This window comes from Novosphingobium sp. Sphag1I (assembly GCF_056279125.1).
In genome coordinates this window covers 1-3,208 of the sequence record NZ_JBWBQS010000044.1, presented here as the reverse complement: position 1 = coordinate 3,208, position 3,208 = coordinate 1, and the positions used below count along the sequence as shown (strand labels likewise).

Sequence of the window (3,208 nt, the reverse complement as noted above, 5' to 3'; positions counted from 1 at the left end):
GTAAGCGTCCGGTTTCGACGGTTGAATGATAGCCCTCAGTCGAAATTGGGCTGATAGTCACCATCCAAAATCCCTCGCGGGTGACCTCGATCCGGCTAAAAATCCTCTATGGGCCCATGGGATGTCATTGTCGGTGCTATCCAGCGCTGAAATATGCTCATCTCAAACCGGCTCAGTACCTTTTCCGCGCCTTCGTTAGTCCTCTCGGGCCGCCAGTCCGGATGGCGTTTCCGGATTTCGTTCCGAATGGTAGAGATCGCAGACATGCGCTCAGATCGACAGAAGTCTACAACACGGGCGAAGCTGCTGATGAGCGGCAATGGTGTCGGATCGGGACCCATCTCTTCGCGAGCATTTGCTGGACCGTTGTGACCTCGCTCTTGGTATCGCAGGCATTTACGATACTCATTCACTGAGGCTCCCTGCGCCACGGAAGGGAGGGTATCTTCAGATTGCTCGGCTCGTGCTTCGGACCACCCACCTACCACCAGAAGCATGGATATTAGAACGAAACGTTGCATCGGGGACGTGTGCGCTTTCAAGGTAGCTTGATGCAACGAAAAATCGATCGAGGATCATTTCTCATCACAAACCACGCATTCACGCCAGAGGTGGAGACCAATTCCATGGCAGGAGATCGTCGATCCGGTTGATCGGGTGGCCCTTCCCGATGCGATCGAGCACGTTGGCCAGCCATTCTTGCGGATTGACGCCGTTGAGCTTGGCCGTCTCCAGCAACGAATACATGGCGGCGGCGCGCTCACCACCGCAGTCGGCGCCTGCGAACATCCAGTTCTTGCGCCCCACGGCTATGCCCCTGAGGGCATTCTCCGCCGGATTGTTGTCGATCTCCAGCCTGCCGTCGTCGATATAGGCGAGCAGTTGCGACTTCAGCTTCACTGCATAGCGCAGCGCCTCGGCCAGCGGCGATCGGGCCGATGCCCTGGACAGCACCTCGTCGGCCCACGCGAAGAAATCCAGCGCCTTGAGTTTTGAGAGCTTACGAGCCTTGCGACGAAACCCCGCCGGCTCACGCACGATCTGCCGCTCGACGTCGTAAAGCTCGCCGACCAGTTGCAGCCCTTCGAGCGCAGCCGAGTTCGGGTCTGCCTTGTAGACATCGTTCAGCTTCCGCCGGGCATGGGCCCAGCAGGCAACCGGCGTTATCGGCGCTGGTTTGCGGTCACTCGCGTAGAGACGCTCGAAACCGGCATACGCATCGGCCTGCAGGAAGCCCGCAAAGGTTTTGAGATGATCGCGCGGCCGCTCACCCTTGCGATCGGGGCTATAGCGGAACAACGCTGCCGGCTTGTCTAGATGGCTCCATCGTCGGTTATCGCGCAGATAGACCCATAGCCGACCGGTCGCCGTCTTCCCGGTCCCCGGCGCCAGCACGGGAACGGGTGTATCGTCGGCGTGGAGCTTCACACTGGCCATGACGTGATCGGCGATCCGATCGACGAGCGGTTGCAGCAGCCAGCTTGCCTGGCCGAGCCAGTCTGCCATCGTCGAGCGGCTGATCTCGACACCCTCGCGGGCGTAGATTTGCGACTGGCGATACAGAGGCAGGTGATCGGCGAACTTGGAGACGATGACGTGGGCTAGCAGACCGGGGCCGGCGCGGCCGCGCGGCACGGGAAGTGCCGGCGCCGGAGCCTGGCTAATCGTATCGCAGCGGTTGCAGGAAAGCTTGGGTCGGACATGACGGGCGACGCGGAAGCGGCCTGGGACATATTCCAGCACTTCGGTCACGTTCTCGCCTAGCTTGCCCATCGTGCCGCCACAGGCGGAGCAGCCGTCGGCATCCGGTGCTGCATGCATAACCTCGTCGCGAGGCAGATGATCGGGCAGAGGTGCACGGCGAGGCTTGCGAGGGGCAGCCTTGGACGGGGCATCGTCGGGCGCATGGCCCTCGATCACACACTCGGCGTGGGCATGCTCGGCCTCGAGATCCTCCAGCGTCAGTTCGAGCTGGTCGGCCTGAATGGCAAGGCGCTCCGAGGACTGGCCAAACTTTATGCGTCGAAGGCGGGCCAGTTGGACCTTGAAATTCTCGATCTGCAGCGTCGTCAGCTTGATCGAGTTCTGGGCGGTCTCGAGCTTCTCGCGGGTCGCATCATGTGCTGCCCGTTCGGCTTCCAGCGCCTGCTCCGAAGCCGCCAGACGTGCTCGCATCGCCTCCGCAAAAGCGCGCAGTTCTGCGGGATCGGCAGGGAGTTCGAGATCGTCGGGAGACACGCTTCCCTATAGCAGAATCCGCCCTTCCGCCCAAGCGGAAAGCCCGGAAATGCGGCGATTATCGCGTCAAATCTGTACGGGTAGACGGGGCGGATCAGGGGCAACCGTGCGCCGCCAATCCATTGCTTCGATGAGCAGCGCAAACTGCGCTGGGGACAGCACGACACCGCCTTCTATGAGCGGCGGCCAGACGAAACGGCTGCGTTCCAAACGCTTGGCGAACAGGCAAAGCCCGGTCCCATCCCAATGCAGCGCCTTCAGGTAGTTGCCGCTCTTGCTGCGGAACAGGAAGACATGCCCGCCGTAGGGCTCGACCGCGAATAGCGGGCGGACCAGCGCCGCCAGCCCATCGAACCCGAGCCGCATGCTGACCGGCTTGCTCGCGAGATAGACCTTCGTTCCTGGCGCTAGCGAGATCACGAGACATCCCGGAATGCACGCAGCACGCGGGCCAGCGCCTTCTCGTTGACATAGCTGTCCACCGACAGGCGCACGCCGCTGGGCAGATCTATGTCTATCGCGCCGGGGCGGGCGCCAGGGTGCGGGCGGATCAGTTCCTCCGGTGCTGAAGGCATCGGCGACGAAACAGGTCGCGGCACCTTCTTGGGCTCGGGCATCGCCGGCGCGGCCGCAGACTCTGTCGTTATGATTGCCCCGTAGGGAATGAACTCCAGCGCCTCACTGGCGATTGCTGCTGCCTGGCGGCGCGCCGATCGCCAGTTATAGATCAAGCTCTCGGCAATCTCATGGCGCTCAGCAATCTGACGGACCGATACGCCGTCTGCATCCGCCTCGGCGAGGATCGCTGCCTTCTCAGCATCCGAAAACTTCCTGCGCCGTTCGGTGCGCGCGATGATCTCCATCCGATCCTTCACTTGGACTCCTTCTGGAGTCCAGAAAGAGACTCCTTAGCGGAGGTCCATCAGCGCCAAGCCTGAATGCCGCAACACGCCCGAGGGCGGACGCTTAC

The 3,208-nt window shown here is 62.0% G+C and carries 3 protein-coding genes; all 3 read right to left on the bottom strand.

Annotation, left to right across the window (positions count from 1 at the left end; genetic code table 11):
- Positions 1 to 600: 600 nt before the first annotated feature.
- Complete coding sequence (gene tnpC, locus ACZ9HU_RS22395) at positions 601 to 2,175, bottom strand: IS66 family transposase (RefSeq protein WP_476108087.1); 1,575 nt, start codon at positions 2,173 to 2,175, stop codon at positions 601 to 603.
- A gap of 129 nt (positions 2,176 to 2,304) precedes the next feature.
- Positions 2,305 to 2,658 carry an IS66 family insertion sequence element accessory protein TnpB gene (gene tnpB / locus ACZ9HU_RS22390; RefSeq protein ID WP_476108086.1) on the bottom strand — a complete coding sequence of 118 codons (354 nt, stop codon included), beginning with the start codon at positions 2,656 to 2,658 and terminating at the stop codon, positions 2,305 to 2,307.
- Positions 2,655 to 3,113: an IS66-like element accessory protein TnpA gene (tnpA, locus tag ACZ9HU_RS22385; RefSeq protein WP_476108085.1), complete on the bottom strand. Its 459-nt coding sequence runs from the start codon at positions 3,111 to 3,113 to the stop codon at positions 2,655 to 2,657. The genes tnpB and tnpA overlap by 4 nt, the downstream gene beginning before the upstream one ends.
- Positions 3,114 to 3,208: the final 95 nt, after the last annotated feature.

Bases quoted from the DNA above. Each gene is read 5' to 3' on its own strand.
- tnpC (WP_476108087.1), bottom strand. From the start codon at position 2,175: ATGCGAGCACGTCTGGCGGCTTCGGAGCAGGCGCTGGAAGCCGAACGG.